The sequence below is a fragment of the Acinetobacter sp. YH16031 genome (assembly GCF_013417335.1).
In the GTDB taxonomy this organism is placed as follows: Bacteria; Pseudomonadota; Gammaproteobacteria; order Pseudomonadales; family Moraxellaceae; genus Acinetobacter.
Map to the genome: position 1 here is coordinate 1 of NZ_VPED01000039.1, position 25,933 is coordinate 25,933.

Consider the following 25,933-nt stretch of genomic DNA (forward strand, 5'->3'; position numbering starts at 1 on the left):
CATGAAATACGGTATTCTGATGTGACAAAACCTGAATCCTGGTCGTTAAAGTGTTTGTTTGCACTCATATTTTAACTGTTAGGACTCAGGTTTTTTTATTTAAAGCAAACTATGGGACAGCAGTGACTTAAAGTCGCCTTTTTTATTCAGAGAAAATTAGAAGCTATAACCTAATCCGAATACTACTTTGTTCTTTTGTTTCACATCCATACGATCATAACCACCGATGATGTAATTGATGCTTGCAGTCACACCAGTATCTGCAAGAGGTTTACTTAAACCGATATCAAAATGACGGAAACCAAAGCTTTCACTTGTCTCTTCTACATAGTCACCTGACTTTTCATAAGCATATAAACCTAAAGCGGTGTCTAAGCTAAAGTCATTAGGCAGTGCATAGCTATAAGTACCTTTGATATAAGTATCCCCTGCATTCCCCCAAGTCGTATCTTCAAGAAGAGTTTGTGCTGTAATACCTAAATCTTTATAGCTCAGGCCTAATAACAGTTCAAATCCATTCGTTTCTTCATCAGATTCATAGTAATAGTAGTAAGTCGTACCGATCGTTAAACCCAAATCATCATTTACCGAATGGCTATAGCCTGCATAGAAATTATTTTCAAAAGCATCACGGCCTTCTTCAACCAAAGAATAATCTAAGGTAGAACCCCACCAACCAGCATAGAAGCCAGAGGCATGATTATAGTCAAGCCCACCTTGTAAAGTAGCTCCGCTATTTTCAGGTGTGTTGGTAATCCCACGCAGGTTATAGCTTGAAAGTACACTGATATTTCCAGAAACTGAATGTTCAGCAGCTGGTTCATCCGCGAAAGTAAAAGAAGATGCAGCACCTAGTAAAGCAAAAGATAATACTTTTAATGTTGATTTCATTGTATGACTCCCCCAGATCGTCTGAGACGTTTTTATGATATTGATTAAACTCAAGTTCGAAATTTGCAAGAGCTATGCCAATCTGGAATAAAACAACGGAAATCTGATGAATATAAATAAAATAAATCACTAGGTATTTGTTTTTAAATTATATTTAAATTTTTAAAAAAAGCACTTTGATAGATTCTTTTTAACACTGGTCCTTTTTCAAAGATTTATTTTCTTTTTTCGCCCTTATACATAATCATTTACAAGTTGCGCCATTTTGAAACTATTTTCGCTTTGATTAAATTTTGTGCTAAAAAAAGGTGCAGAAATAAAAGGTAAAGAAGCAGATTGCTCTATTCGAGTTTTTGATTCTTGCTCAAACTCAGAACTTTCTGGATTAAAAAGTTCAAAATAGTGCTAAGCAACAAAATGTGTCTCTCATAGAATGACTTTTTATTATTCGGCAATCTATGCGTATTTTTGGATTTATAAATATTTAAATTAAATATTTATATATTAAAATTCAATAATTTATAATCAATTCTCACTTTTAAGAAATTATTAATGAAGAGTCTGATACAGAAAATGAAGATTTTGAACACTCAACTTTTTCATTCTAAGAATTTTAATTTTAAATATTATTGATGCACTCATGAGTCATACCCTTCAGAGAATTTATATTTAAAAAATATCTTTGTTTTTATTTGTTTTTTTACTATATGGTCAGGATTTAGACTGTTAGATCTCTTACCATTGTTCACTTTAGATTAAAAAAAATCCATCGACTTTAGTGGAATATCGTAAATAAAAATGACATTTATTCAGCGAATCTTATACAATTCCTAAAAATTTCCATCAATTTGTATAAGGCTCTCTCCCAATGCAAAACACAAAAAAATTAACATTGGCAGTTTTGATTCAGGCTGCATTGATCTCAACCGCTTTTGCTAGCGAGCAGAGTGAGTCTAAAGGTTTTGTAGAAGACGCAGAAGGATCTGTACTTTTCCGTACTGGTTATTTATCTCGTGATAAGAAAAATGGCGTAGCAGATACAAGTTCAGCTGCACAGACTGCAATCGTAAAACTGGATTCAGGTTTTACTCAAGGTGTCGTCGGCTTTGGTGCCGGGATCATCGGTGATGCTTCTTTCAAACTAGGAAACAACAAAAATGCCGGTAATGGTATGATTCCTCGTGAAAATGGTTTCAACGCTAAAGGTGAATACGTTAAAGGCGCTGGCGATACTTATGATCATTGGGCTCGTGGTGGGGCTTATGTGAAAGCTCGTGTATCTAATACCACTGCTGTATATGGTACCCAAGTTTTAGATCTTCCTGTATTGGCATCAAATACTGCACGTCTCGTTCCTGAATACTTTGAAGGCGTATTAGTGACGAGTAATGAAATTGATAACCTGTCATTAACAGCTGGTAAATTTACTAAAAACCAATATTCAGACCAAATCGACTCTGATGGTAACGAGCTTGATCGTGCTGTTGTTTGGGGCGCGAAATATAAATTTAGTGATGCGCTAAACGCTTCTTACTATGGTACAGATATTAAAGACCGTTTAGACCGTCATTATGTGAATGCGAACTATAGCTATGCAGTAGCCAATGGCGGCACTTTAACTCACGATTTTAGTGGCTATCATACTGAGTGGGATAAAAAAGCTGACGGTGGTGCATATACTTATTCTCATACCACAAATGACTTGAGTAACTTAAGCAACAATATTTGGGCTATTTCTACCACTTACAATACTGGTCCGCACAATGTCATGGTGGCTTACCAACAGAATACTGGTAACACAGGCTATGACTATGGTTTGGGTCGCGGTGTAGGTGATGGTCATCAAACGATTTATCTACCAAACTCATACCTGTCTGACTTCATTGGTAATAATGAAAAATCAGCACAACTTCAATACACATTTGACTTCGGTGCTGTAAATGTTCCTGGTCTATCTTGGACTTCAGCATTTGTATATGGTTGGGATATTGATGTACCAGCAGACCCTGAAGGCGATCGTTCAGTGTTAGCGACTAGCGATGCTCATGAACGTGAATTCTTTAACCAAGTGAAATACACTGTTCAATCTGGTTTTGCTAAAGATGCAAGCTTGCGTTTACGTCACTCTTACTACCGTGCAAGCAATGATTACCAATCTAACTACATTGGTGACACCAACGAATGGCGTATCTGGTTAGACATTCCTGTGAAATTATTCTAATTCACCCGAATTTCAAGCCATAATAAAAAAACCTGCACAATGTGCAGGTTTTTTTTGTTTAAGCTTTAAAAAGTTAAAGACTTAAACTGAAAAGCAAATGAATTATTTATTTGCTTCTGCATAAGCTGCAATTGAGCTAAGTACTTCTTGTTTAGCAACATCAGCACCTTCCCAACCACTTAACTTAACCCATTTACCTGGTTCCAAGTCTTTGTAGTGCTGGAAGAAGTGTTCGATTTGGCTGATCAGTAATGGAGGAAGATCAGTATATTCTTGAACATCTTTGTAGATCGGAGTCAGTTTGTCGTGTGGAACTGCAACCAGTTTCGCATCAACACCACCGTCATCTTCCATGTTCAGTTTACCCACAGGACGGCAACGAATAACTGAACCTGGCTCTACTGGATGTGGAGTTACCACCAATACGTCTAGAGGGTCGCCATCTAGAGAAAGTGTATTTGGTACATAACCATAGTTTGCTGGGTAGAACATTGCTGTACCCATGAAACGGTCTACAAATAATGCATCAGAATCTTTATCGATTTCATATTTGATTGGTGCTGCATTTGCAGGAATTTCGATAATGACATAGATGTCGTTTGGCGCATCTTTACCCGCTGGGATATTGCTGTAGCTCATAGCATCACTCTTTAACAAGTTATATCTTTTAAAAACCGCGACAATTATAACGGTTTTTACAGATTTTTTTTGATTTTAAAATATCGAACTGTAAATATCTCGACCTGCTTTATTTTTGGCTTAAGAGATTTTGATAATTAACAGCAGCAAGGTTATTGGACACAATAAGGATAACAGCCAGACAATTGAACGTAAGGTCGACCAGTTCGCCAGATAACAGATCCCATAGATGACCCGAAAAACCAGATAGGCAATCCCAAAGGTCATGACCAGACTTTGTGAAACGACCATATATTCTGCCATCAGAATCGAGGCAATAAAGAGTGGTAAGCTTTCAAAGCTATTCTGCTGAGCGGCATTGGCACGACTGGCCAGGCCTGTAGACTGTTCTAAAAATGCCCGCGGATTCTGATTGTCTTTTGCACGAAACCCTGCCGATTTTTTAGCAATCAAGGTAAAAACATAAGGTAAAAGACAAGCTGCCAAAATGAGATAGATAACCCCACTAATGCTATGCATCTGATTTTTCTCTTGAGAATTTTTATGTCTATCATAGCATGGCATTTCGTGAATAAATTTTGTTAAATAGAGTGTTTTTATAAATGATTAAGGATTCACTATGGTCAGCTCTGATCAAAATGAAATGTTCGATGTCCTCGAGAAACAGCGCCAGCATCAACGTCAAGTGGATCGCGTATTAAAAATCGTATTGCCGATTGTTGCATTTCTGATGGCCGTCATTTGTGCCAATATGAATATCTGGTCTCCCCTCTTTACCTTTGCCATATTATGGATTGCCTTCTATGCCGTGGGCATCAAACGCATGCCGATCTGGCACTGGGTGGTCGCAATCATCATTTATTGCCTGATAGATAATATTCTCAGTTATGGTAGTTTTAATTTGAGAGGATTTAACCGCCAGTTTGGTACCATGTTTATTTTTTTGGGTGTGATCGGTGTAGGACGTCCTTACTTCGACCGCTGGCTAATGAAAAAAGAGAATTAAAAAAAGCGCCCTTAGGCGCTTTTTTTATTGCAGGATTTATGCAGTCTTACGTAGGTCTTTACGCAGGATTTTGCCTACGTTAGATTTTGGTAATTCATCCATAAATTCAACATAACGTGGGCGTTTATAACCGGTCAGATTTTCTTTTGCAAATGCCAGAACTTCTTCAGTCGTCAATGAAGGGTCTTTCTTCACCACAAACAGTTTTGGCACTTCACCTGATTTTTCATCTGGTACACCAATTGCAGCCACTTCCAGTACTTTTGGATGTTTCGCAACGACTTCTTCAATTTCAGAAGGATAAACGTTGAAGCCAGAGACCAGAATCATGTCTTTCTTACGGTCAACGATTTTGATGTAACCACGTGAATCCATAACACCGATATCACCGGTACGGAAGAAGCCATTTACCATCACTTTATCGGTTTCATCCGGACGGTTCCAATAGCCTTTCATCACCTGTGGACCACGGATTGAGATTTCACCCTGCTCACCGAGTGCAACTTCATTACCGTCATCATCCAGAATTGCAACTTCAGTCGAAGGTAACGGAATACCAATCGTACCGCTAAATGCTTCAGATGCCGGTGGGTTCGCAGTTGCTACTGGAGAAGTTTCAGACAGGCCATAACCTTCAATGATGTTAGTGCCAGTAATTTTCTTCCAAGCTTCTGCAGTAGAAGGCAGAACCGCCATACCACCGCCCATCGCCATTTTTAAACGGCTATGATCCAGTTGCTTGAACTCTTCGTTGTTTACAAGCGCATTAAACAGCGTGTTCACAGCAGGGAAGAATGTTGGCTGGTATTTACGTAATTCTTTCATCACCGCAGGCAGGTCACGCGGGTTAGGAATCAGAACGTTCGCCTGACCTTTATACATGCCGTAAAGTGCACAGACCATGAAAGCAAAGATGTGATAAAGCGGTAAAGCACAGAAAATACGGTCATCTGGCTGGCCATCTTGCGCACCGAATTTGCTCTGGAAGATACCGTCACACTGCAACAGGTTAGCAACCAGATTACGATGAGTCAGTTCAGCACCTTTAGAAACACCGGTAGTACCACCTGTGTACTGAAGTACAGCAGTATCACTTAAAGTCAATTCAGGGCGTTTATAGTTGCTTGGATTTACCTTGTTCAGTGCAGCATTGAACTTGATGTGACCTGGAATATCCCATGCCGGAATCTGCTTACGTACTGAACGCAATACGAAGTTCACCAAAGTACCTTTTAAAGCACCCAGCATGTCACCCACAGAAGCAACCACGACGTGCTTCACAGGTGTTTTGCCAATAATTGACTGATAAACGCTGGCAAAGTTCTCAATAATGACCAGAACTTCAGCGCCAGAATCTTTTAATTGATGCTCAAGCTCACGTGATGTATACAGTGGATTTACATTCACCAGTACTAAACCAGCGCGGAACACCCCCAATGCTACGACCGGATACTGAAGAACGTTTGGCATCATTACGGCAACACGTGTGCCTTTTGCCAGACCCAAACTTTGTAAATATGCTGCGAATTTACGACTAGCTTCTTCCAACTCATTGAACGTTAAAGTCTTATCCATAAAGATAAAGGCATCACGTGAGCCAAATTTTTGGAAATTGCGTTCAAAAATATCAACCAGAGATGTATTTTCTGCTGGTAATTCTACAGTTTCTGGAATCCCTGTTTTTTGGTATTCAGCGAACCAAATCTTTTCCATAATGCCAATCTCTCCAATCATAATCCTTAGTAGTTCAACTGTTTTTTTCAATGCTGCACGTCATTTTTTAGACTTGTATATGTGCAACATTGCATCCATTTGTCGAATCGTTACTCATATATAACGTATTTCGATTCATGGATGCTAGTATTATCTTTGAATCAACAGTTTATTTGCTTTTTGATATCCACGTGGTAACAGGGTTCCTTTAGAGCCTCGTTTCCCAATATATTTTTGCAGGTCATCCCCTTTAAGTTTTAATTGTTGCTGTCCTGCAAGCACTTGAATTATTTCATCAAGTTTCAATATTGTCATGGATAAAATTTGATCTTTATCTTCAAGTTGTATCAATTTATTACCTTTACCTTTATTGAGTACAGGTAATTCCGACAGATCAACAACCAGCAGACGGCCAGCTGAACTGAGTAGTGCAACATGAGTTGCATCTTCCAGCGGCTGCAGGTTCATGACCTGTGCACCTTCAGATAAATTCAGGAAAGCCTTACCAGCTTTGGCATTGGTATCTAGCTGCTTGGCTTGGGTTTTAAATCCATAACCTTTGCTGCTGACTGCCAGGATTTCCGCATCATCTTCAGCGACCAATACCTGCTTGAAACCGACTCCACTTGCCGGAGACAGTTTTGAACTCAATGGTTCACCAAGTCCTCGTGCCGATGGTAGGCTATTGATTGGCAAGCCATAGCTACGGCCACTATCGTCTAATATATAGACGCGTTGATTAGACTTACCTTGGGCATGACTGAGATACTGATCACCTGCACGGAAATTCAGATTTTCAGCGTCCACTTCATGCCCTTTGGCACAGCGAATCCAGCCCGCTTCAGACAATACTACCGTTACAGGGTCCGCTGGCAGCATTTCAGTTTCATCAATTGCCGCAGCTTCGGCACGTTGCACGATCGGAGAACGGCGATCATCCCCAAATTTCTTGGCATCTTCTTTTAATTCATTGATGATCAAGGTTTTTAAAGACTCAGGATTCGCCAACTGTTCACGAATCACCGCAGCTCTAGCTTCCAGCTCTTCCTGTTCGCGGCGCAGTTCCATTTCTTCGAGCTTGGCCAGATGACGCAGTTTGAGTTCTAAAATAGCTTCGGCCTGAATCTCATCAATGCCAAAACGTTCCATCAACACTGGTTTAGGCTGATCTTCCTCACGAATAATCCGAATCACTTCATCAATATTCAGGTAGGCAATGATCAAACCGCCGAGAATATGCAGGCGTTTTTCGATCTTATTCAGATGATATTGCAGACGGCGAGTGACTGTAGTTTTACGGATTTCGATCCATTCCAGCAGAATACGACGAATCGATTTCACCTGTGGACGGCCATCCGCGCCAATCATGTTCATATTGACACGATAGCTGGATTCCAGATCTGTAGTCGCAAACAGATGGCTCATGACCGCTTCCGCATCAATACGGTTCGAACGCAGTACCACCACTAAACGTGTTGGATTTTCATGGTCAGATTCATCACGAACATCAGTGACCAACGGCAGTTTTTTCGCCTGCATTTGATCCGCAATCTGGCTGATAATTTTTGAACCGGATACCTGATATGGCAATTCGGTAATCACAATTTCATTTTTATCAATAGTGTATACCGCACGCATGCGATAGCTGCCACGACCTGTCGTCTGGATTTTAAGCAGCTCTGATGGTGGCGTAATGATTTCCGCTTTGGTCGGTAAATCCGGTCCCGGAATGTATTCTGCCATTTTGGCATCGGTCAGGTTCGGATTGCGAATCAGAGCGATGGTACCTTTCACCACTTCGCGTAAGTTGTGCGGCGGAATATCAGTCGCCATCCCCACAGCAATCCCGGTGGTACCATTTAGTAGAATATTAGGAACACGTGCCGGCAAGTTAATCGGTTCTTTCATCGAACCATCAAAGTTATCCTGCCAGTCACAGGTACCCTGTCCTAGTTCGGATAAAAGCAGTTCGCTATATTGCGACAGTTTAGCTTCGGTATAACGCATTGCCGCGAAAGACTTCGGATCATCTGGTGAACCCCAGTTGCCCTGTCCTTCAATAAACGGATAGCGATAACTGAATGGCTGCGCCATCAGGACCATGGCTTCATAACAGGCCGAGTCACCATGTGGATGGTATTTACCCAGTACATCTCCCACAGTACGTGCCGATTTTTTCGGTTTGCTGGTCCATTTCAGACCCAGCTCACTCATGGCATAGACAATACGGCGCTGTACCGGTTTCAAACCGTCACTGATATGTGGCAATGCACGATCCATAATCACGTACATGGCATAATTTAAATAAGCTTGTTCGGTAAATTCGGCTACGGAACGGTTTTCTGTCGCATGATGCGCAAGGCTTGTCATAACAACCTATAATCCTAAAATTCGTTTTTGTATCAATGTTTCTTATGCTAAGTCGCGGCTGTGTGCTGCACAAGGGCAGTAAACTACACAGCGCGACAAATCGTGTCTTATGGGCTAAAAATATCCACTTTATAGCAGCTGAGCAACTAAAAAATCACCAACCTTATAAACCCATAGATTCTAGCGTCTTGCCCTTGGTCTCTTCACCCAGGACTAAAATGACCACAGCTACTGCGATTAATACTGCAGTAAACATGGTAAAGACGTAACTGAAACCATTTGGCATCCCCATCAAATGGGTTACGGCAAAAGGTGCAGCAATCCCGCCAATACGACCAATTGCACCGGCCCAGCCTGAACCAAAAGCACGGATATTGGTTGGATACTGTTCTGGTGTATAGGTATAAAGAACGCCCCATGCCCCCAGATTAAAGAAGGACATCAGACAACCCCAGATTACGATCTCGGTGACACTACCGGACTGACCAAAGAAATAGGCTGAAATCGCACACATGCCGATAAAGCCAGCTAAAGTCGCCTTACGACCGAGTTTTTCGACTAGCCATGCTGCCGCAATATAACCCGGCAATTGCGCCAGAATCATAACCAGGACATATTCAAAAGACTGCACGATGGTATAGCCTTCCTTGACCAGAAGGCTTGGTAACCAGGTAAAAATACCATAGTAGGAAAAAACGATCCCAAACCAGATCAGCCAGAGCATCAAGGTTCGGCGGGCAAAAATACCACTCCAGAGCTGAGTAAACGAGATATTCTTCTTGTCAGCCACGGGTTTAACTTCAAAGATTTCCATGACTTCGACGCCGCATTTGCGCTCAATCTTTTTAACCAGAGTCTGCGCTTCATCTACCCGGCCACGATTGATCAGATACGGTACCGACTCAGGCACCAGTTTCCAGATTACGATGGCATATAGTGCCGGTATCCCGCCAATCATGAATGCAGCTTGCCAGCCAAAATCAGGAATCACAAAACGTGACACCAGTGCAGCCACCAACCAGCCCAAACCCCAGAAACTTTCCAGCAGCACAATGAAACGACCACGTACCCGTGCCGGGATATATTCACTGACCAGTGTCACAGCAACCGGCAACTGACCACCCAATCCCAGACCGACAATAAAACGAAATACCAGTAACCAGGTCAGATTAGGCGCAAAGGCACAGGCAGCGGTTGCCAGACTATAAACCACCAGCGTACTGGCAAATACCGTTTTACGTCCCCAGCGATCTGCCAGTCCACCTGAGAAAATCGCCCCAATCGCCATACCGATAAAACCGATCGAAACCACCCAGCTTTTCTGGTCAGCGCTCATCTGCCAGTCTTCAGCCATTTTCGCCAGAATAAAGGAAATCAATCCCGTATCCATGGCATCAAACATCCAGCCAAGACCAATCACCCATAAAAGAGTGTAGTGGAACTTGCCGATCGGCAAGCGCTGTATCCGAGAAACTAAATCCATAACAAAAATCTCTGATCAGGTGAAACGGGAGATGCTGCTGTCCCAACAGGAGGTTTGATTTTTTATTTTTTTATACTACGAATACGTACGCCTGCGGGAAGTTTTCCCTCCCGCAGTTACCGTAATTCATATCAAGATTCGTCTTTGGATGAAGCGGACTGTTCGTCATCATCCTTATAGATAAACTTCGGCATTTCCAGACCGAAATAGATCGCAATCAAACGCAAACTAAAGCCAAAAATCAGGGTGGAAATAATGGTCACTTCGAGTGACAGACCGAAATTGCTGCAGAGCCAGTAGAAGATGACTGCAACAAAGGAAATACTGGCATACAGTTCACGGCGGAAGACTAAAGGCACATCATTACATAAAATGTCACGTAAAATACCGCCCGATACTCCGGTCAGAACCCCGGCGACCGCACTGACTACAAAACCATGCCCCATTTCCAGCGCAATCTGGCAGCCAATGATGGTAAAGCCAATCAGGCCCAAGGCATCCAGTACCAGGAAGATATTGCGTAAATGGCGCATCCATTTGGCAATCAGGATGGTGACAAAGGCGGCACAGCAAGTCAGCACCAGATATTCCGGGTGTTTGACCCAGGTCAAGGGATAATGGCCAAGCAGTACATCACGTACCGAACCACCACCGAGCGCCGTGACACAGGCAATAATCGTAACCCCGAACCAGTCCATACTACGCCGACCGGCGGACAAGGCTCCGGTCATGGCTTCAGCGGTAATTGCAATTATATAGATGACGGTCAGTAACATCGCCCTGCTTCCACCTGAGGCTTTGAGATGGCGGCTATTCTAAGCTAAATCTATGTGAAAATTATAAAAAATGCGCACAACATTGCTTAAATTTTTTCCCGGAGCCACAGATGCACAGCTGTTTCATTGTAAGCTGTTGATCTGTCGTTGGATCCAGAAAGTACCAGCGATTCTCGAACTTCACAAAATGTGAAATTTCATGATGAATCTGGGCCTGCTTGCCATCGTGATAATGTGCTTTGAACTCGACCAGCGCATGGGTCTTGTCCAGTTTTTCATTCGCCTGCACGATTTCCAGCTTCAGCCATTGATTGCTTCGGCTCCATTCAGCAATGGCTGGCATGTCCAAAGCCTGCTGCTGCCCACGGGCGGTAGTCTGCTGGATATAATCAATTTCATGCTTGGCAAAGGCACTATAACGCGAACGCATTAATTGCTCGGCGCTTTGAGCAAATTGCTGCCCCTGATGTAGTGGCTGGCAACAGCTTGCATATTCACCTCGTCCACATGGACATGCTTCTGACATATTGATTCCATAAAAAATAGCCCGACAATGCGGGCTATTTTAGCAAACTTTTAACTTCGCCCTTCAGGCGTTGAACTAGTCTTTCCGGTTCGCTGGAGCAATAATATGCACCTTATCAATCTTGTGGCCGTCCATAGTGACCACCTCAAAGATATAATCATCTGCTTCGAGCTTTTCGCCATTTTCCGGTAAGCGCCCCAGATGGAACAGAATATAGCCCGACAATGTCGAATATTCTTCCGTTTCATTGACCAGATCGCGATCCAGAAGCAGTGACACGTGGCGAATATCGGTCGAACCATCCAGAATCAGGCTGCCATCTTCCAGGCTTTCTACAGCTGCTTCTAGCTGGTCTTCATCCGGGAATTCACCGGCAATCGCTTCCAGCACATCAATCGGTGTCGCCACCCCTTCAATGGAACCATATTCATTCAATACCAGTGCCATTTGTAGCGGTGCCTGACGCAACTGATCCATCACCATTAAGACCTGAGCATTTTCATGCACAATCACTGGTTCACGCAGATGTTTTTCGAAGTCCAAAATACCTGTTTCGATGTATTCATTCAGGACTTTATGGGTCAATACCACACCGGCAATATTGTCCAGCTCACCACGCGCCACAATCAGGCGTGAATGGCTCATATGCAATAACTGCTCTTTGATACTGGCATGATCATTTTCCAGATCAATCCATTCCAGTTCAGGGCGTGGTGTCATCACCGACTTCACTGGACGTTCTGACAAGCCAAGTACGCCCTGCACCATGACGCTGTGGTAGACCCCACTTTCGTCATCATCAAAGACTTCATCAGCAAAGGCACGGGTCGCCAGTACATCTTCCGGCTCAGAAGAATCATTGTCCTGAGCCGGTTTACCGCCCAGCATACGCATCACAGCAGACGCAGTACGGTAACGCATATCAGTAGTGGTGACCATTTTTTCCTGATTGCGTTTCATGGTCTGGTTAATGAACTCGACAATCACCGAGAAACCAATCGCGGCATACAGGTAACCTTTCGGAATATGGAAACCGAAGCCTTCAACCACCAGCGAGAAACCAATCATCATCAGGAAGCCCAGACAGAGAATCACTACTGTCGGGTGCTTGTTAACGAAATCCATGAGGGCTTTAGAAGCCCACAACATGATACCGACCGCAATAATCACGGCGATCATCATCACAGACAGATCTTTGACCATGCCAACCGCAGTAATCACGCTGTCGAGCGAGAACACGGCGTCCAGTACCACGATCTGAACAATCACCATCCAGAACACTGCCTGTACCGGATTTTCTTCCTTGGTCACAGGTTTGGCTTCCAGACGCTCATGCAGCTCCATGGTGCCTTTAAACAGCAGGAACACACCACCAAATAATAAAATCAGGTCGCGTCCCGAAAAGGGATGTTCGAAAATATGGAATAGCGGTTCGGTAAGCGTTACGACCCAAGCAATCGATGCCAGTAACACCAGTCGCATTAACAGGGCTAAGCCCAGACCGGTAATACGCGCCGCATTACGCTGTTCAGGTGGAAGCTTTTCCGCCAGAATTGCAATAAAGACCAGGTTATCGATCCCGAGTACAATTTCAAGAACAATCAGTGTGAGTAAGCCAATCCAGGCAGAGGGATCTGACATCCATTCAAAAATCATCGCATCTGCTCCTCTAACCGAGGAGAAAGGCAAGTATTTGCATGATGAGATACAGGTTGATACCCGACTTGAATTAAAGACTTGATAATGTGACGTTTTATTAAATTAAAGCGCCAACTTCGACTACCCATGTGAGTTCTATTGTAGTAAGACAGACTTTCAGTATATCAAGAACAGCATGAAATTCACCTGTTTTCATCTGGGATTATGGATGAATTTGAATGAAAGATTTTGTCCTAAAATGAGGCCAGCTCATGGAATTGTCATATTTGTTAACTAAGTTATAGTAAGTAGATAAAAAAATGATAAGGTGAAAAAAATAAATGCAAAGTGTAATGGAAATGACCGATTATTTTAATGATAACTCCCCAAAAACAACACGCCCGCTAGTGGCTTTATATTGTGGCTCTCGTGCCGGCAACAAACCGATTTATCTGGAAAAAGCGATTCAACTTTCTCAAGGTCTGGCCGAACATGGTTTTGGTCTGGTTTATGGCGGCGCCAGTATTGGCCTGATGGGCCAGGTGGCAGACACCATGATTCAGCATGGTGGCGAAGCGGTGGGCGTGATTCCGGAATTTATGCTGGATTATGAGATTGCTCATCCTCAACTCACAGAACTGCATATCGTCACCAGCATGCATCAACGTAAAGCCATGATGGCAGATCGGGCCTGTGCCTTTGTCGCCTTGCCGGGTGGATTGGGAACATTTGAAGAAATTCTGGAAATTGCGACTTGGGGGCAGCTGAACCAGCATCAAAAACCGATGATGCTGTATAACGTCAATGGTTTTTATAATCCACTGATTGCCCAGCTTGATCTTGCCGTGCAGGAAGGCTTCTTGCCGCCCCAGCATCGGGCTAAACTGATTGTCTGTGAGCATGCAGATCAGATTTATACCACCTTACTGAATCTGGATGCTCCGCAACGTTTTGTGGTTTAAATTTTTTCATCTGCTTTGAATAGCAAATATTTAAAGCCATAAAAAAGCGAGCTTGATGCTCGCTTTTTTGATTTATACATGCAAAAACATTAACCGGAAATCATGTGATAGAACCAAGGCAAGGTCGTCGCCAGGAACACACTAATCGCCAGACCAAACATCAGTTTCATGGCATCTTTGCTGACATTCCGTGAAGTACGATGTTTATTAACTTCAGTTACTAGCATCGAAATCGCAAATTCACGACCAGCCAATAACCCCAAGAATACCCAAGTGGTACTCATCGGGATGTTACTCCACTCTTTAAACACCAGCAGAATGATTGCATAAATAAAGTCGATAATGGTGGCAGAACGAACATCGGTGACCCCGGTTTTGGTATCCACGATATTCTGGATAGCACCACCACGCTGATACAGAATGACGCCGAGAAGTACCACAAAGACAGAAATCGCAAACAGCAGGAATTCAAACGGTACCTGACGCGGGACATAGACAAAGATATTGGCCAAATCCTGAATCAGCCACTGACTCCACAGAAATGCCGTAGATAGCCATTGTAAAGCCATCCACATTGGGGAGTGTTGCTGATCACGGGTTTCACTGAAATAGACCGCGAGTTTTTTCATGACCAGACGATAGATCACAATCGCCACAAAGAAAGCGACGGCGTAACCCATCATTGACTTGGTCAGCATGGAACCCAGACTGCTCGGGGAGAAGATCGTGAGCACCAAGAAAGTAGTACTTACCGGAATGCCATATTTGGTCAAAATGATTAGTAAAAGAGGCGGTACTACATATAGCCAGGTGACCCCATCTTCAGGAAAAGGAATAGTTTCCAGACGTCCATAAGAGGCATCCCCTACTCCAGAAGCAAACCAGCCATACATTAACACCACGACCAGAATAGTACTGATGTAAATCCAGAGTACCCACCATGGGCGATGTGAGTTCGATGAAATAAATGTTCCTAATGTTTGCGGAACATCATTCCCCACGATGGAATAGGCGGCCAGACAGAAGCCAACTACCATCAGAATCTCGATGGTCATAAGTACAAAACCTTTTACTAGACAGTTCCCAGTACAGCAGTTCTGGAAGTTTGCCCCAGATTATGACGGTTTTATTTCATTTTCATGACATTTCCGTCATATTTTTTTGTAGCCTGCTCCTTAAAAAGAAGCTTGAAGTGTTCCAAAAATGACGTATTTATGAATCCGTATCAGTTTGAGATGTTCGCAGTATAGAAATATATCTTTTACCCTTTCTCTTCAATAACTGAAATCAGGCTGTGAATTCATTAGCATTTTGTCTACACGACTCCTATTCACAATCGTTTTTATTTCAGTCACACTGCTGCATAGATTTCTTTAAACTATTCAAAATAGATGATTTTTTAAATCCATGAATGTCACTCCTACGCATCAATCCCTACAACCTGAATTCAGACTGCTGGTCTTGCTCGTATCGATTGGCTTTTTCATGCAGGGCCTCGATACTACCATTATCAATACCGCCTTGCCTGCGATCGCCAGTAACCTGCAGGAAGATCCGCTACGGATGCATAGTGTGGTCGTGGCTTATGTGCTTTCTGTGGCAGCCTGCATTCCCTTGAGTGGCTGGCTGGCAGATCGCTTTGGGGTTCGGAATATCTATTTTGCAGCGATCATTATTTTTGCTCTGGCCTCACTCGGCTGTGCCTGGTCTGAGAATCTGAATGAACTGCTGGTTTATCGGGTATTTCAAGGTATTGGCGGTGCTTTGCTGCTTCCTGTCGGACGACTGGCCATGCTGAAAATCATTCCTCGTACCCAGTTTCTGTCCGCCATGAGCCTGATGAGTCTGGCTGGATTGATGGGTCCTCTGATCGGTCCGACCTTAGGTGGCTGGATGGTGGAGTACCTGTCCTGGCATTGGATTTTCCTGATCAATCTGCCGATTGGCCTGCTGGGTGCATTGATTACCTTTAAAGCTATGCCGAATATTACCGAACCGACAGTACAACGTTTTGATTTTGGTGGTTTTATTTTACTGGTCATTGCGATGATTGGTTTGTGTCTGGGGATTGAAAACTTTGCCAATCCCCAATATCCACTGTGGTGGAGCTTAAGTTTGGTCGGAAGTGGTCTGATTGCCTCACTCATCTACGCCTACCACTCGCATACTCATCTGAACGCGCTTTTTCGCAGTAAATTATTTAAAAACAAAATTTATTCGATTGGCATTCTAGGTAATTTCTTTGCCCGACTCGGCGGCAACTCGATTCCGTTTTTGCTACCTTTAATGTTGCAGGTCGCTTTTGGTTTTGAACCTTTTATTACCGGTCTACTGATGATTCCAACGGTACTCGGTTCTTTAGCATCTAAACCGATTATTCGCAAAATCATTCAGCGTTTCGGTTATCGTAGAGTCTTATTGATCAACACCTTGCTGGTCGGTCTGTGTATCGTCAGTTTTGCCTTAACTACGGCGGAAACCCCAATCTGGCTAAGAGCCATTCATTTCTTTGTGTTCGGGATTCTGAATTCCCTGCAATTTGTCTCGATGAATACACTGACTTTAAAAGATTTAAGCCAGCAGGATGCCAGCAGTGGCAACAGTTTCCTGTCGATGATCATGATGCTGTCAATGAGTATCGGGGTGGCACTGGCAGGCACCTTAGTCAATATGTTTAGTGCCTATTTCGGCCCAGAACAGCTGGACAATGCCTTCCACGTTTCGCTGCTCTGTCTGGGCTGTATTAATATTATTGCTGCCTATATTTTCTGGCATATCCCCAAAAACACGCCAGTCTAGGGCAGAATATATACTCGATATGAATATCCGTAAATCAGGCCACCGTGCACATGAAAGCAGCTCCCACTTCTAGCAACTGGAAAAAATACTCGGTGATTGCAGTCGGGCTGCTGATTACGCTTGTGGTAACCACTGTGCTTTATCTGCTGGTTTTTAAACAGCCATCAGCGCATGCAGCAGATTATCCGATTCATGGTTTTGATGTTTCCCATCATCAGAAAGAAATAGACTGGAAGAAAATCCCGAAACAGAAATATAAATTTGTCTATTTAAAGTCTACAGAAGGCGGTGATTTTAAAGATACCAAGTTTCAGGAATACTGGCTGCAGGCCCGCGAACAGGGCTTTCTGGTCGGTGCTTATCATTTTTACCGGCTTTGCCGTGATGGCAGCATTCAGGCTCAGAATTTTATAGAGTCGGTTCCGCGTAAAATTGATGCCCTGCCACCCGTAATGGATCTGGAATACGACAGCAAGTGCATTAATCACTACTCCAAAGAACAGCTGCTCAAGGAAATCCGGATCATGCATGATGCCTTAAAACACCATTATGGCAAGCAGCCGATTTTCTATGTGTCGAAATCTTTTTATAATATCGTGTTGGCAGGAGAGTTTGCTGACGTACCGCTCTGGGTACGTGAGTACCAAGGTTTACCAGATTTAAAGGGTCAGCCCAAATGGACCTTCTGGCAGCATACCAGTCAGGGTGAAATTCCCGGCATTGCCCGTACTGTGGATCTCAATGTGTTTTATGGTTCGGAGCAGGACTGGATCAAATTTTTACAGCAGAACAGTATTCCCACCCAGGATCAGTCCAAGCCTACAGCCAAGAAATAAACCCAATTTCTCACTGATTCAACCATGAAATAGATATTGAATCCTTTAGGCAGGATATTCTTCATATTGAATAATGCTTTAGCCTGTTTACTTGTCAATCCGGTCTCTTCCCAATCCAGCTAAAGCCACTTAAGATACTGGATATGCGCAAAATTATTCATATCGATATGGATGCCTTCTACGCCTCGGTCGAGCTGCGTGAACGTCCGGAGCTGAACGCTCTGCCTGTGGTGATTGCCTCTCGTCATCCGCGGGCAGTGGTCGCGGCTGCCTCCTATCCGGCCCGCGAGTTCGGACTACGCTCTGCCATGCCGATGACTCAAGCACGTAAGCTCTGTCCTCAAGCCATCGTGATTGAACCGGATTTTGCCAAATACCGTCAGGTCTCTGCGCAGATTCATCAGATATTTCAAACTTATACCAAGGTCATCGAACCGCTTTCACTTGATGAAGCTTATCTGGATGTCACCGAAAATTTGCAGCAGATTCCGAGTGCCACTGAAGTGGCAATGCGCATTCGTGAAGATATTTTTCAAACTACTGGACTAACCGCTTCTGCTGGCGTGGCGCCGAATAAATTTCTCGCTAAAATCGCCTCTGACTGGCATAAGCCGAATGGAATCTGTGTCATCAAACCTTCACAGGTACAGCGTTTTATTCAGGATCTTCCACTCAAGAAAATTCCCGGTGTAGGCAAAGTCACTCAAGAAAAACTAAAAAGTCTGAATCTGGAAACCTTGGGAGATTTACAGCAGATTGAAGAAGCGATCCTGATTCAGCATTTTGGCAAATATGGACGGCGTCTTTTTCTTTATGCTCAAGGCATTGATGATCGGCCAGTTGAAGCTGAACGGGAACGCCAGCAGATTTCCAAGGAAACCACTTTCGATGATGATCTGTATTTACCGCAATGTCAGCCTTACTGGCAGCCATTAATTGTCCAGCTCTGGCAGAGTCTGGAAAAAAAGCAACTCTCTGCCCGCGGAGTTACTGTGAAACTGAGAATGAAAAATTTTCAGACCATGCAGCATAGTAAAAGCTTCAGCCAACTGCTGCGTAGCCCGCAAGAACTGGAGCAGGCTTTACACTTACTGCTTCAAGAGATGCATATTACTCCTCAACTGCAATTCCGGCTGATTGGGCTTGGCGTTTATCAGCTCGCTGCACGTGAAACAGAAACGCAATTGCTGCTACTTTAAGCCTATTTTGTACAAGTATTAGACGTTAGTTTAAAAATACGGCAACTTTGTTTTTACATTTTGAATTTTTGGAGTACTCTATCTGCGCAATGCATTATCCATGTATGTGCTGAGATGCTGAAAATCACCTTTACTTTCAGCATACTGTCCTGTGATTGGCGTGACGATCAAATCCGAATATTACAGGGCAACTCTGATGTATCTCATGGAATCCCTCCCTGCATGTCCTCTGTAAATTCTTCCGTTATTCAAGAACGACGCGCGCGTAAAGCGGCGTTATCCAGTTTTGTTGGTGCTGTTGTCGATTGGTATGATTTTCTCCTTTACGGCATTGTTGCAGCCTTAATTTTTAAAGACCAGTTTTTCCCAAGTATTGGTGCCAATATGGGCACCTTAGCGGCGCTAGCGACCTTTGGTGTTGGCTTCCTGTTCCGTCCTCTAGGCGGTGTGGTATTTGGTCATTTCGGCGACAAGCTCGGCCGCAAGAAAATGCTGGTTCTGACTGTGGTCCTGATGGGGATTTCTACTGTCGGGATTGGTTTTTTACCTAATTTTGAAGCTATTGGCTGGTGGGCACCGGTTTTACTGGTGACCCTGCGTGCCATTCAAGGCTTTGCAGTTGGTGGTGAATGGGGTGGTGCTGCCCTGATGGCGGTGGAAAATGCCCCTAAAGGCAAAAAGGCCTTTTATAGCAGTGGCGTTCAGGTCGGCTATGGCGTAGGTTTGGTACTGGCAACGGGTGCAGTATCCATTATTATTGCCATACTGGGTGAAGAGGCTTTTGCTGAATGGGCTTGGCGGATTCCGTTTATTGCCAGTATCGTGCTGATCGGGATTGCGATGTGGATTCGTCGTGATCAGGATGAATCCCAAGAATTCGTAGAGAAAGTGATTAAGGCGGATCATCATCCAGAAAAACTGCCAATCTTGCAGGCGATCAGCAAACATCCGAAAGCTTTCTTTTATATTATTGCCTTGCGTTTGACCGAACTGCTGACCATGTATCTGGTCACCAACTTTGCCCTAAACTATTCCACCAATAATCTGGGTATGGACAAACAGTTCTTCCTGAATATCACCCTGATGGTCGGTGCGATCAGCTGTTTCAGTATTCCTTTCTTTGCCTGGCTATCGGATAAAATCCAGCATAAAACCATGTGCGTCTGGGGTGGTCTGATCGGTGCACTGTCTGCCTTTCCGTTTTTTATGGCACTGGATGCACAAAATACCTGGATGATTATTGTTGGCGCCATTCTACTGGCCAATGTCGCGCATGACATGGTGGTCAGCGTGCATCAACCGATTTTTACCTCGCTATTTGGTACGGAATATCGCTATAGCGGTGCCGGAGTCGGTTATCAGGTCGCCAGTATTATTGGTGGTGGTTTTACCCCAATGATTGCAGCCTCCTTAGTGATTTGGGGTGATGGTTCATGGCATTATGTAGCCATCTATCTTGCGATAGGCTGCCTATTGACTGCATTAGTCGCAGCCTTGATGCCAAAAACCAAGGATTAAGCTGATGTCTGTTCAACGTTTGCATGTTTCACAACGCTTTTCTGAGATCGCCATTGCCGGCAATCTGGTTCATCTTGCCGGCCAGCTGGCGACAGATCTGGATCTAGATATCAAAGGTCAAACCCAGCAGACACTGGATATTATCGATCAGTTCCTGGCGGATGCCGGTACCGATAAAAGCCAGATCATGTCTGTGACGATTTATCTCAAAGATATTGAAAAAGATTATGCAGCGTTTAATGAAGTCTGGGATGCCTGGGTATCGGATATTCAAGCCCTACCCCGCACCTGTGTCGAAGCTAAACTGTATGATCCACGCGTGTTAGTGGAACTGACTGTCGTAGCCGTCAAACCTGAATAGACTTCTATTCAGGCCTAATTGCTACTCATCTAAAATAGAAAAAAGTATGCACTTGGCATACTTTTTTCGTTTAGGTTCTATCAGTTTAATGCTTTGACTTTACGTCGTTCCAGATCTGAATAGAGATGATATTTTTTGAGATCATTCACAGCGGTAAATCTCTGGTCTTTACTGGAATGCTCCTGCTCACGCAGGAAATCTCCTCGTAACTGATAATATTCCGGTACATCTTCATAGCGAATGACCCGATAACCGGCCATAGTCAACAAGGCATCCTGAAATTGCGCCTGCTGTGGACGTTTTAAAATCACCGGATCATCGACGGCTACAATGGCAACAATCTGGTATTGCTGATCCAGAATCACAAAATCTGCAATCAGATCACGATACTTGTGCCGGGTACGACCAAATTTAGTGGTAAGTAGTGCATCATAAGAAACATGGGCCAGTACAATATAATCAGGCAATACTTCTTTCAGGCGTGTAAACGTCAGTTGTTCATTTGGATTAAAAATAGCGCGCTGTTTTAAGGCGCTGTCTTGTGGTTTTGGGCTATTCCTTAGCTGCTTCCATGCCATGAGCACGACACAGAACACCAAGAAACTCCCTATCATCATATAGGTGGTCATGACTCAATCCTTGCATTCTTATAATCATTCTTGTTTTATTGTTATCCAGTATAAACCCATACTATTTTTAAAATTGCCCTGCTACCATTCTGTGTAGAGACCAATACAATTCGTAGCAAAACTTGATTGCCGGTTACTTAAAAACCGCTTTTTACTATTTCAATAGAAATTAGGGTTAAATCCTTATACGCGACTGTAAAATAGTCTCCTGATAGATCGCAATATAAATCGGTTGAACTGTAAGACAATTCCGACAAAGTGTTATTTTTATATCATTTTTCAAAAATTTAAATCGACTAAAAATAAAATATTTTACATTTTAATTGAGACCCCGAAAGCCGCATCAATAAAGTCTGAACATAAAAAAGACACCCGAAGTGTCTTTTTTATCAGCTTAATCAAGCACGTGATTTTGGCTTTGATTTTGCTTTAGGTTTAGGGCCGCCGAATGGCTTTTTCGCATCACCCGTTTCACGCGGTGGCAGACCAGTATGCTGGGTCAGAATCTGGCTTTTTTTCGGACGGTTATTTTGAGCCTGACCACGATTACCTGGGTTAGCAGTACGTTTCTGTGAATCACCCGCTACAGTCGAATTCTTCTTACGTGCAGACTGGTATTGCCCATCTGTACCAGCAGGTTGATAGGTTGGAATCAGATGCTGTTTCGAGTTACCAATCAGATCCTGACGCCCCATTTCCTTTAAAGCTTCACGCAATAAAGGCCAGTTGTTTGGATCATGATAACGCAAGAAGGCTTTATGCAGACGACGACGTTTCTCACCTTTCACGATGTCCACATCTTCAGTATAACGCGCGACTTTCGCCAGCGGGTTTTTACCGGTGTAGTACATGGTGGTTGCAGTGGCCATTGGTGATGGATAGAAGGTTTGTACCTGATCGGCACGGAAGCCATTCTTTTTCAACCAGATAGCCAAATTCATCATGTCGTAATCGGTGGTACCCGGATGCGCCGCGATGAAATAAGGAATCAGATACTGTTCCTTACCGGCTTCTTTACTGAAACGGTCAAACATCTGCTTGAAGCGGTCATACGTCCCGATCCCCGGTTTCATCATCTTGGATAATGGACCTTTCTCGGTATGCTCTGGTGCAATCTTCAGATAACCACCCACATGATGGGTGACCAGCTCTCTGACATATTCCGGGTTCAATACGGCAAGGTCATAACGCAGACCTGAGCCAATCAGAATCTTTTTAATACCCGGTAAAGCACGTGCCTTACGATACAACTGAGTCAACGGTGCATGGTCAGTATGCAGGTTTTGACACACGCCCGGGAATACACATGAAGGTTTACGACAGTTCTTCTCAATCTCAGGATCTTTACATGCCAAACGGTACATGTTGGCTGTTGGGCCACCCAAGTCTGAAATAATGCCGGTGAAACCTGGAGCCGTATCACGAATTTTTTCAACTTCACGCAGGATTGATTCTTCAGAGCGGTTCTGAATGATACGGCCTTCATGCTCGGTGATCGAACAGAAAGTACAGCCACCAAAACAGCCACGCATGATGTTCACCGAGAATTTAATCATGTCAAAAGCCGGGAAGCGTGCATTACCATAAGATGGATGTGGCAGACGTGCATAAGGCAGGTCAAACACATAATCCATTTCTTCGGTGGTCAATGGAATCGGTGGTGGATTGATCCAGACATCACGTTCGCCATGTTTTTGTACCAAAGCACGCGCATTCCCTGGATTAGTTTCCAGATGCAGAATACGGTTGGCATGCGCATACAGCACAGGATCATTTGCCACTTCTTCAAAAGAAGGCAAACGAATCACTGCTAATTCACGTGGTGGTAATTTATGTTTAATTGCTTTAGATGCCGGTTGTAGCTGCACAATTTGCGTATCCGAGTCCAGGTTATCCCCTTCACGCACGATTGGATTGGCTACGACTTCTTTCTGGAAGTTCTGGTATTGGCTTAAGCTGTTGCCTTTATCTTTTTCGATTTCACAGCCGTCAATATCTTCGCTCATCACATACGGGTTGATGATCGGATCGACACGGCCAATGGTATCGACATCATTGGATGCAATTTCGACAAACTGGGCTTTCGCAGCACGGTTATGTTTATTGATGATGAATGCAGTACCACGAACATCGGTAATCTGATGAATCTTTTCACCTTTAGCCAGACGATGCATGATCTCAATGATCGAGCGTTCGCCATTACCGTACATCAACAGATCCGCTTTCGAATCCATCAGAATCGAACGACGAACTTTATCTGACCAATAGTCATAATGCGCGATACGACGCAATGAACCTTCAATCCCACCAAGCAATACCGGCACATCCGGGAAAGCTTCACGACAACGTTGGCAATAGACTGTTGCGGCACGGTCTGGACGTTTATTCGGCTGGTTATCTGGTGAGTAAGCATCATCTGAACGAATCTTACGATCCGCCGTATAACGGTTGATCATCGAATCCATATTACCGGCAGACACACCCCAGGCAATATTCGGCTTACCGAGTACACGGAAGGCTTCTACATTGGTCCAGTCTGGCTGGGCAATAATCCCGACGCGGAAACCTTGTGCTTCGAGCACACGTCCAATGATCCCGGTCACAAATGACGGGTGGTCAATATAGGCATCACCGCAGACAAAAATAAAGTCACAACTGTCCCAACCGAGTTGGTCCATTTCCTCGCGTGACATCGGCAAAAAAGGCGCGGGTTCAAAACATGACGCCCAATATTTGTCGTAATCAAACAACGCTTTAGGCGCAGTCTGAGCGGTATAAGCAGTAGACATGGCTAGCAATTCTCGGCTGGCAGATGGAAGATCAGAAAAGTGATCAAAGATGAAAGCCGAGTATTTTAGCATGAATTCGGCTCAGGTTGCTTGATTATAATTTATACAAAATTAGCTTTAAGCCCTTTATTAGGAATATATACTCATTCTGATTTTGAAGAATCATTTATAGGTTTTAAACGCTGTGACATCAGCAAGCCTAATCCTAAAATAATAGCGATAAATACACTTAGTCCTAACCATCCGGAATTTTCCCAGACCAGTCCACTCGAACTTCCAAGTAAGCTTGAACCCAGGTAATAACAGAACAAATAAAGGGATGAACCTACCGCACGGTATTGTAAGGATTGCACCGATACCCAGCTACTAGCCGTCGAATGTGCAGCGAAAAAGGAAAAGGTAAAAATCAGCAAGCCGATAAACACCAAAGCCAAGCTATTAATGAGCATTAAGGCTAAGCCAAACAGCATGGTACAAAGCATGGTGGCAAGCACCTTATAACGCCCAAACTTTCTGCTCCATGCTGCAGCTCGAGGAGAACTATAAATCCCGGCCAGATAGGTAATCGAAATCAGACCAATCCAGACATGAGACAATTCAAATGGCGCTTGAATCAAGCGATAACTCAGATAGTTAAATACCGAGACAAAGCCCCCCATCAAGATAAAGCCCTGTAGAAACAGAATTCTTAATTTGGGATCACTCAGATTCTGCTGAAATGCTCTGATAAAACGGCTGAATTGTATTGGATAAGCTTTAAAATGCTTGGACTTCGGTAGTAGAAAGTAGAAAGTTGCCGCGATACATAGGTTCAGTAACCCAATGATTAAAGTCGCGGATTGCCAGGAAATAAAATCCACCAATGTTCCCGCAATCAACCGCCCACTCATGCCACCAATCGCAGTTCCGGAAATATACAGTCCCATGGCAAAGCCCACATCCTGCTCTGCCACTTCCTCTCCGATATAAGTCATCGCCACGGCTGCCACACCACTGACCGTTAAACCAATCAGTACTCGTGTGGCTAGAAATATCGACCAGATCGGCAGTAAAGCACTGAGTAACAGTAAAACTGAAACTGAAAATAAAGACCAGACCATAATCGGCTTACGGCCAAAACGGTCTGAAATCAGACCAGTAAAGATCAAGCCAACAGCTAATGCAATCGTAGAGAATGAAAGCGGAAAACTACTTTGTGTCGGAGAGATATGAAAATAGTCTGCCAGAATTGGCATCATGGACTGGACACAATACAGCGATGAGAAAATCGCAAAACCCGCCAGAAATAAGGAAAATAAAATAGCTTTAAAAGCAGATGAACCATATGCGATATGGCTTGAAGATGAATTTGAGGACATATCCGCTCCATGAACCCGCTCAGTATACGCCTCAAAATTCGCTTTTTATGTGATGATTCAGTTTAAATAACCATCGAATAATTAATTTTCTTAAACCCCACGCATAAAAAAAGCCCCCTGCGTGAGCAGAGGGCTTTTGGAATAATGAGCTGGCGATGACTTACTCTCACATGGGAGACCCCACACTACCATCAGCGCTAAGAGGTTTCACTTCTGAGT

Annotated in this window: 21 protein-coding genes; 8 read left to right on the forward strand and 13 right to left on the reverse strand. The window is 43.7% G+C overall.

Features of this window, described 5'->3' with window-relative positions:
• Positions 1 to 156 precede the first annotated feature (156 nt).
• The gene (locus FTV31_RS13970; RefSeq protein ID WP_180015429.1) at positions 157 to 891 is read right to left on the reverse strand and encodes a TorF family putative porin; all 735 of its coding nucleotides are present in this window, start codon (positions 889 to 891) and stop codon (positions 157 to 159) included.
• Positions 892 to 1,759: 868 nt separating this feature from the next.
• Between FTV31_RS13970 and FTV31_RS13975 the strand changes: the two genes are divergently transcribed.
• Positions 1,760 to 3,112, forward strand: a complete 1,353-nt coding sequence (locus FTV31_RS13975) for an OprD family outer membrane porin (protein WP_180011319.1) — start codon at positions 1,760 to 1,762, stop codon at positions 3,110 to 3,112.
• A gap of 102 nt (positions 3,113 to 3,214) precedes the next feature.
• On the opposite strand, the gene ppa is transcribed toward FTV31_RS13975, so the two are convergent.
• Together ppa and FTV31_RS13985 are read right to left on the reverse strand one after the other, a co-directional pair.
• Positions 3,215 to 3,751, reverse strand: coding sequence for an inorganic diphosphatase (gene ppa, locus FTV31_RS13980; protein WP_005233448.1), 537 nt, complete (start codon positions 3,749 to 3,751; stop codon positions 3,215 to 3,217).
• 120 nt (positions 3,752 to 3,871) lie between these two features.
• Complete coding sequence (locus FTV31_RS13985) at positions 3,872 to 4,270, reverse strand: MAPEG family protein (protein ID WP_034703876.1); 399 nt, start codon at positions 4,268 to 4,270, stop codon at positions 3,872 to 3,874.
• 100 nt (positions 4,271 to 4,370) lie between these two features.
• Between FTV31_RS13985 and FTV31_RS13990 the strand changes: the two genes are divergently transcribed.
• A complete protein-coding gene (locus tag FTV31_RS13990; protein WP_180015431.1) occupies positions 4,371 to 4,757 on the forward strand; it encodes a hypothetical protein in 387 nt (128 codons plus the stop codon).
• A gap of 36 nt (positions 4,758 to 4,793) precedes the next feature.
• On the opposite strand, the gene FTV31_RS13995 is transcribed toward FTV31_RS13990, so the two are convergent.
• From FTV31_RS13995 to FTV31_RS14020, 6 genes are all read right to left on the reverse strand, one after another.
• Positions 4,794 to 6,470, reverse strand: a complete 1,677-nt coding sequence (locus FTV31_RS13995; RefSeq protein WP_180003777.1) for an AMP-binding protein — start codon at positions 6,468 to 6,470, stop codon at positions 4,794 to 4,796.
• A gap of 150 nt (positions 6,471 to 6,620) precedes the next feature.
• The gene (gene parC / locus FTV31_RS14000; RefSeq protein ID WP_180015433.1) at positions 6,621 to 8,840 is read right to left on the reverse strand and encodes a DNA topoisomerase IV subunit A; all 2,220 of its coding nucleotides are present in this window, start codon (positions 8,838 to 8,840) and stop codon (positions 6,621 to 6,623) included.
• A 163-nt stretch (positions 8,841 to 9,003) separates the two neighbouring features.
• A complete protein-coding gene (locus FTV31_RS14005) occupies positions 9,004 to 10,323 on the reverse strand; it encodes an MFS transporter (protein ID WP_180015435.1) in 1,320 nt (439 codons plus the stop codon).
• Between the two features lie 131 nt (positions 10,324 to 10,454).
• Positions 10,455 to 11,099 carry a trimeric intracellular cation channel family protein gene (locus FTV31_RS14010; RefSeq protein WP_004787374.1) on the reverse strand — a complete coding sequence of 215 codons (645 nt, stop codon included), beginning with the start codon at positions 11,097 to 11,099 and terminating at the stop codon, positions 10,455 to 10,457.
• 61 nt (positions 11,100 to 11,160) lie between these two features.
• Complete coding sequence (locus tag FTV31_RS14015) at positions 11,161 to 11,625, reverse strand: YchJ family protein (protein ID WP_180015437.1); 465 nt, start codon at positions 11,623 to 11,625, stop codon at positions 11,161 to 11,163.
• Positions 11,626 to 11,700: 75 nt separating this feature from the next.
• Positions 11,701 to 13,281, reverse strand: coding sequence for a TerC family protein (locus FTV31_RS14020; RefSeq protein ID WP_159123942.1), 1,581 nt, complete (start codon positions 13,279 to 13,281; stop codon positions 11,701 to 11,703).
• 323 nt (positions 13,282 to 13,604) lie between these two features.
• Between FTV31_RS14020 and FTV31_RS14025 the strand changes: the two genes are divergently transcribed.
• Positions 13,605 to 14,225: a TIGR00730 family Rossman fold protein gene (locus FTV31_RS14025; RefSeq protein ID WP_166136525.1), complete on the forward strand. Its 621-nt coding sequence runs from the start codon at positions 13,605 to 13,607 to the stop codon at positions 14,223 to 14,225.
• An 89-nt stretch (positions 14,226 to 14,314) separates the two neighbouring features.
• Here FTV31_RS14025 and FTV31_RS14030 read toward each other — a convergent pair whose 3' ends face one another.
• Positions 14,315 to 15,280 (reverse strand): hypothetical protein, encoded by a 966-nt coding sequence (locus tag FTV31_RS14030; RefSeq protein WP_180015439.1) that lies wholly within the window; start codon positions 15,278 to 15,280, stop codon positions 14,315 to 14,317.
• Between the two features lie 352 nt (positions 15,281 to 15,632).
• Between FTV31_RS14030 and mdtD the strand changes: the two genes are divergently transcribed.
• The 5 genes from mdtD to FTV31_RS14055 all read left to right on the forward strand — a co-directional run bounded on the left by mdtD (position 15,633) and on the right by FTV31_RS14055 (position 20,938).
• Positions 15,633 to 17,024 carry a multidrug transporter subunit MdtD gene (gene mdtD / locus FTV31_RS14035; RefSeq protein WP_180015441.1) on the forward strand — a complete coding sequence of 464 codons (1,392 nt, stop codon included), beginning with the start codon at positions 15,633 to 15,635 and terminating at the stop codon, positions 17,022 to 17,024.
• A gap of 50 nt (positions 17,025 to 17,074) precedes the next feature.
• Positions 17,075 to 17,860: a GH25 family lysozyme gene (locus FTV31_RS14040; RefSeq protein ID WP_180015443.1), complete on the forward strand. Its 786-nt coding sequence runs from the start codon at positions 17,075 to 17,077 to the stop codon at positions 17,858 to 17,860.
• A gap of 143 nt (positions 17,861 to 18,003) precedes the next feature.
• A complete protein-coding gene (gene dinB, locus FTV31_RS14045; protein ID WP_180015445.1) occupies positions 18,004 to 19,059 on the forward strand; it encodes a DNA polymerase IV in 1,056 nt (351 codons plus the stop codon).
• Between the two features lie 222 nt (positions 19,060 to 19,281).
• Positions 19,282 to 20,577: a shikimate transporter gene (gene shiA, locus FTV31_RS14050; RefSeq protein WP_180015447.1), complete on the forward strand. Its 1,296-nt coding sequence runs from the start codon at positions 19,282 to 19,284 to the stop codon at positions 20,575 to 20,577.
• A gap of 4 nt (positions 20,578 to 20,581) precedes the next feature.
• Positions 20,582 to 20,938 carry a RidA family protein gene (locus FTV31_RS14055; RefSeq protein ID WP_005233436.1) on the forward strand — a complete coding sequence of 119 codons (357 nt, stop codon included), beginning with the start codon at positions 20,582 to 20,584 and terminating at the stop codon, positions 20,936 to 20,938.
• An 80-nt stretch (positions 20,939 to 21,018) separates the two neighbouring features.
• Here the strand turns inward: FTV31_RS14055 and FTV31_RS14060 are convergent, their stop codons facing one another.
• The 3 genes from FTV31_RS14060 to FTV31_RS14070 form a co-directional block, all read right to left on the reverse strand.
• Positions 21,019 to 21,567, reverse strand: coding sequence for a DUF2726 domain-containing protein (locus FTV31_RS14060; RefSeq protein ID WP_179992225.1), 549 nt, complete (start codon positions 21,565 to 21,567; stop codon positions 21,019 to 21,021).
• Between the two features lie 398 nt (positions 21,568 to 21,965).
• Positions 21,966 to 24,356: a YgiQ family radical SAM protein gene (locus FTV31_RS14065; RefSeq protein WP_180015451.1), complete on the reverse strand. Its 2,391-nt coding sequence runs from the start codon at positions 24,354 to 24,356 to the stop codon at positions 21,966 to 21,968.
• Between the two features lie 143 nt (positions 24,357 to 24,499).
• Positions 24,500 to 25,714 carry an MFS transporter gene (locus FTV31_RS14070; RefSeq protein WP_180015449.1) on the reverse strand — a complete coding sequence of 405 codons (1,215 nt, stop codon included), beginning with the start codon at positions 25,712 to 25,714 and terminating at the stop codon, positions 24,500 to 24,502.
• Positions 25,715 to 25,933 lie beyond the last annotated feature (219 nt).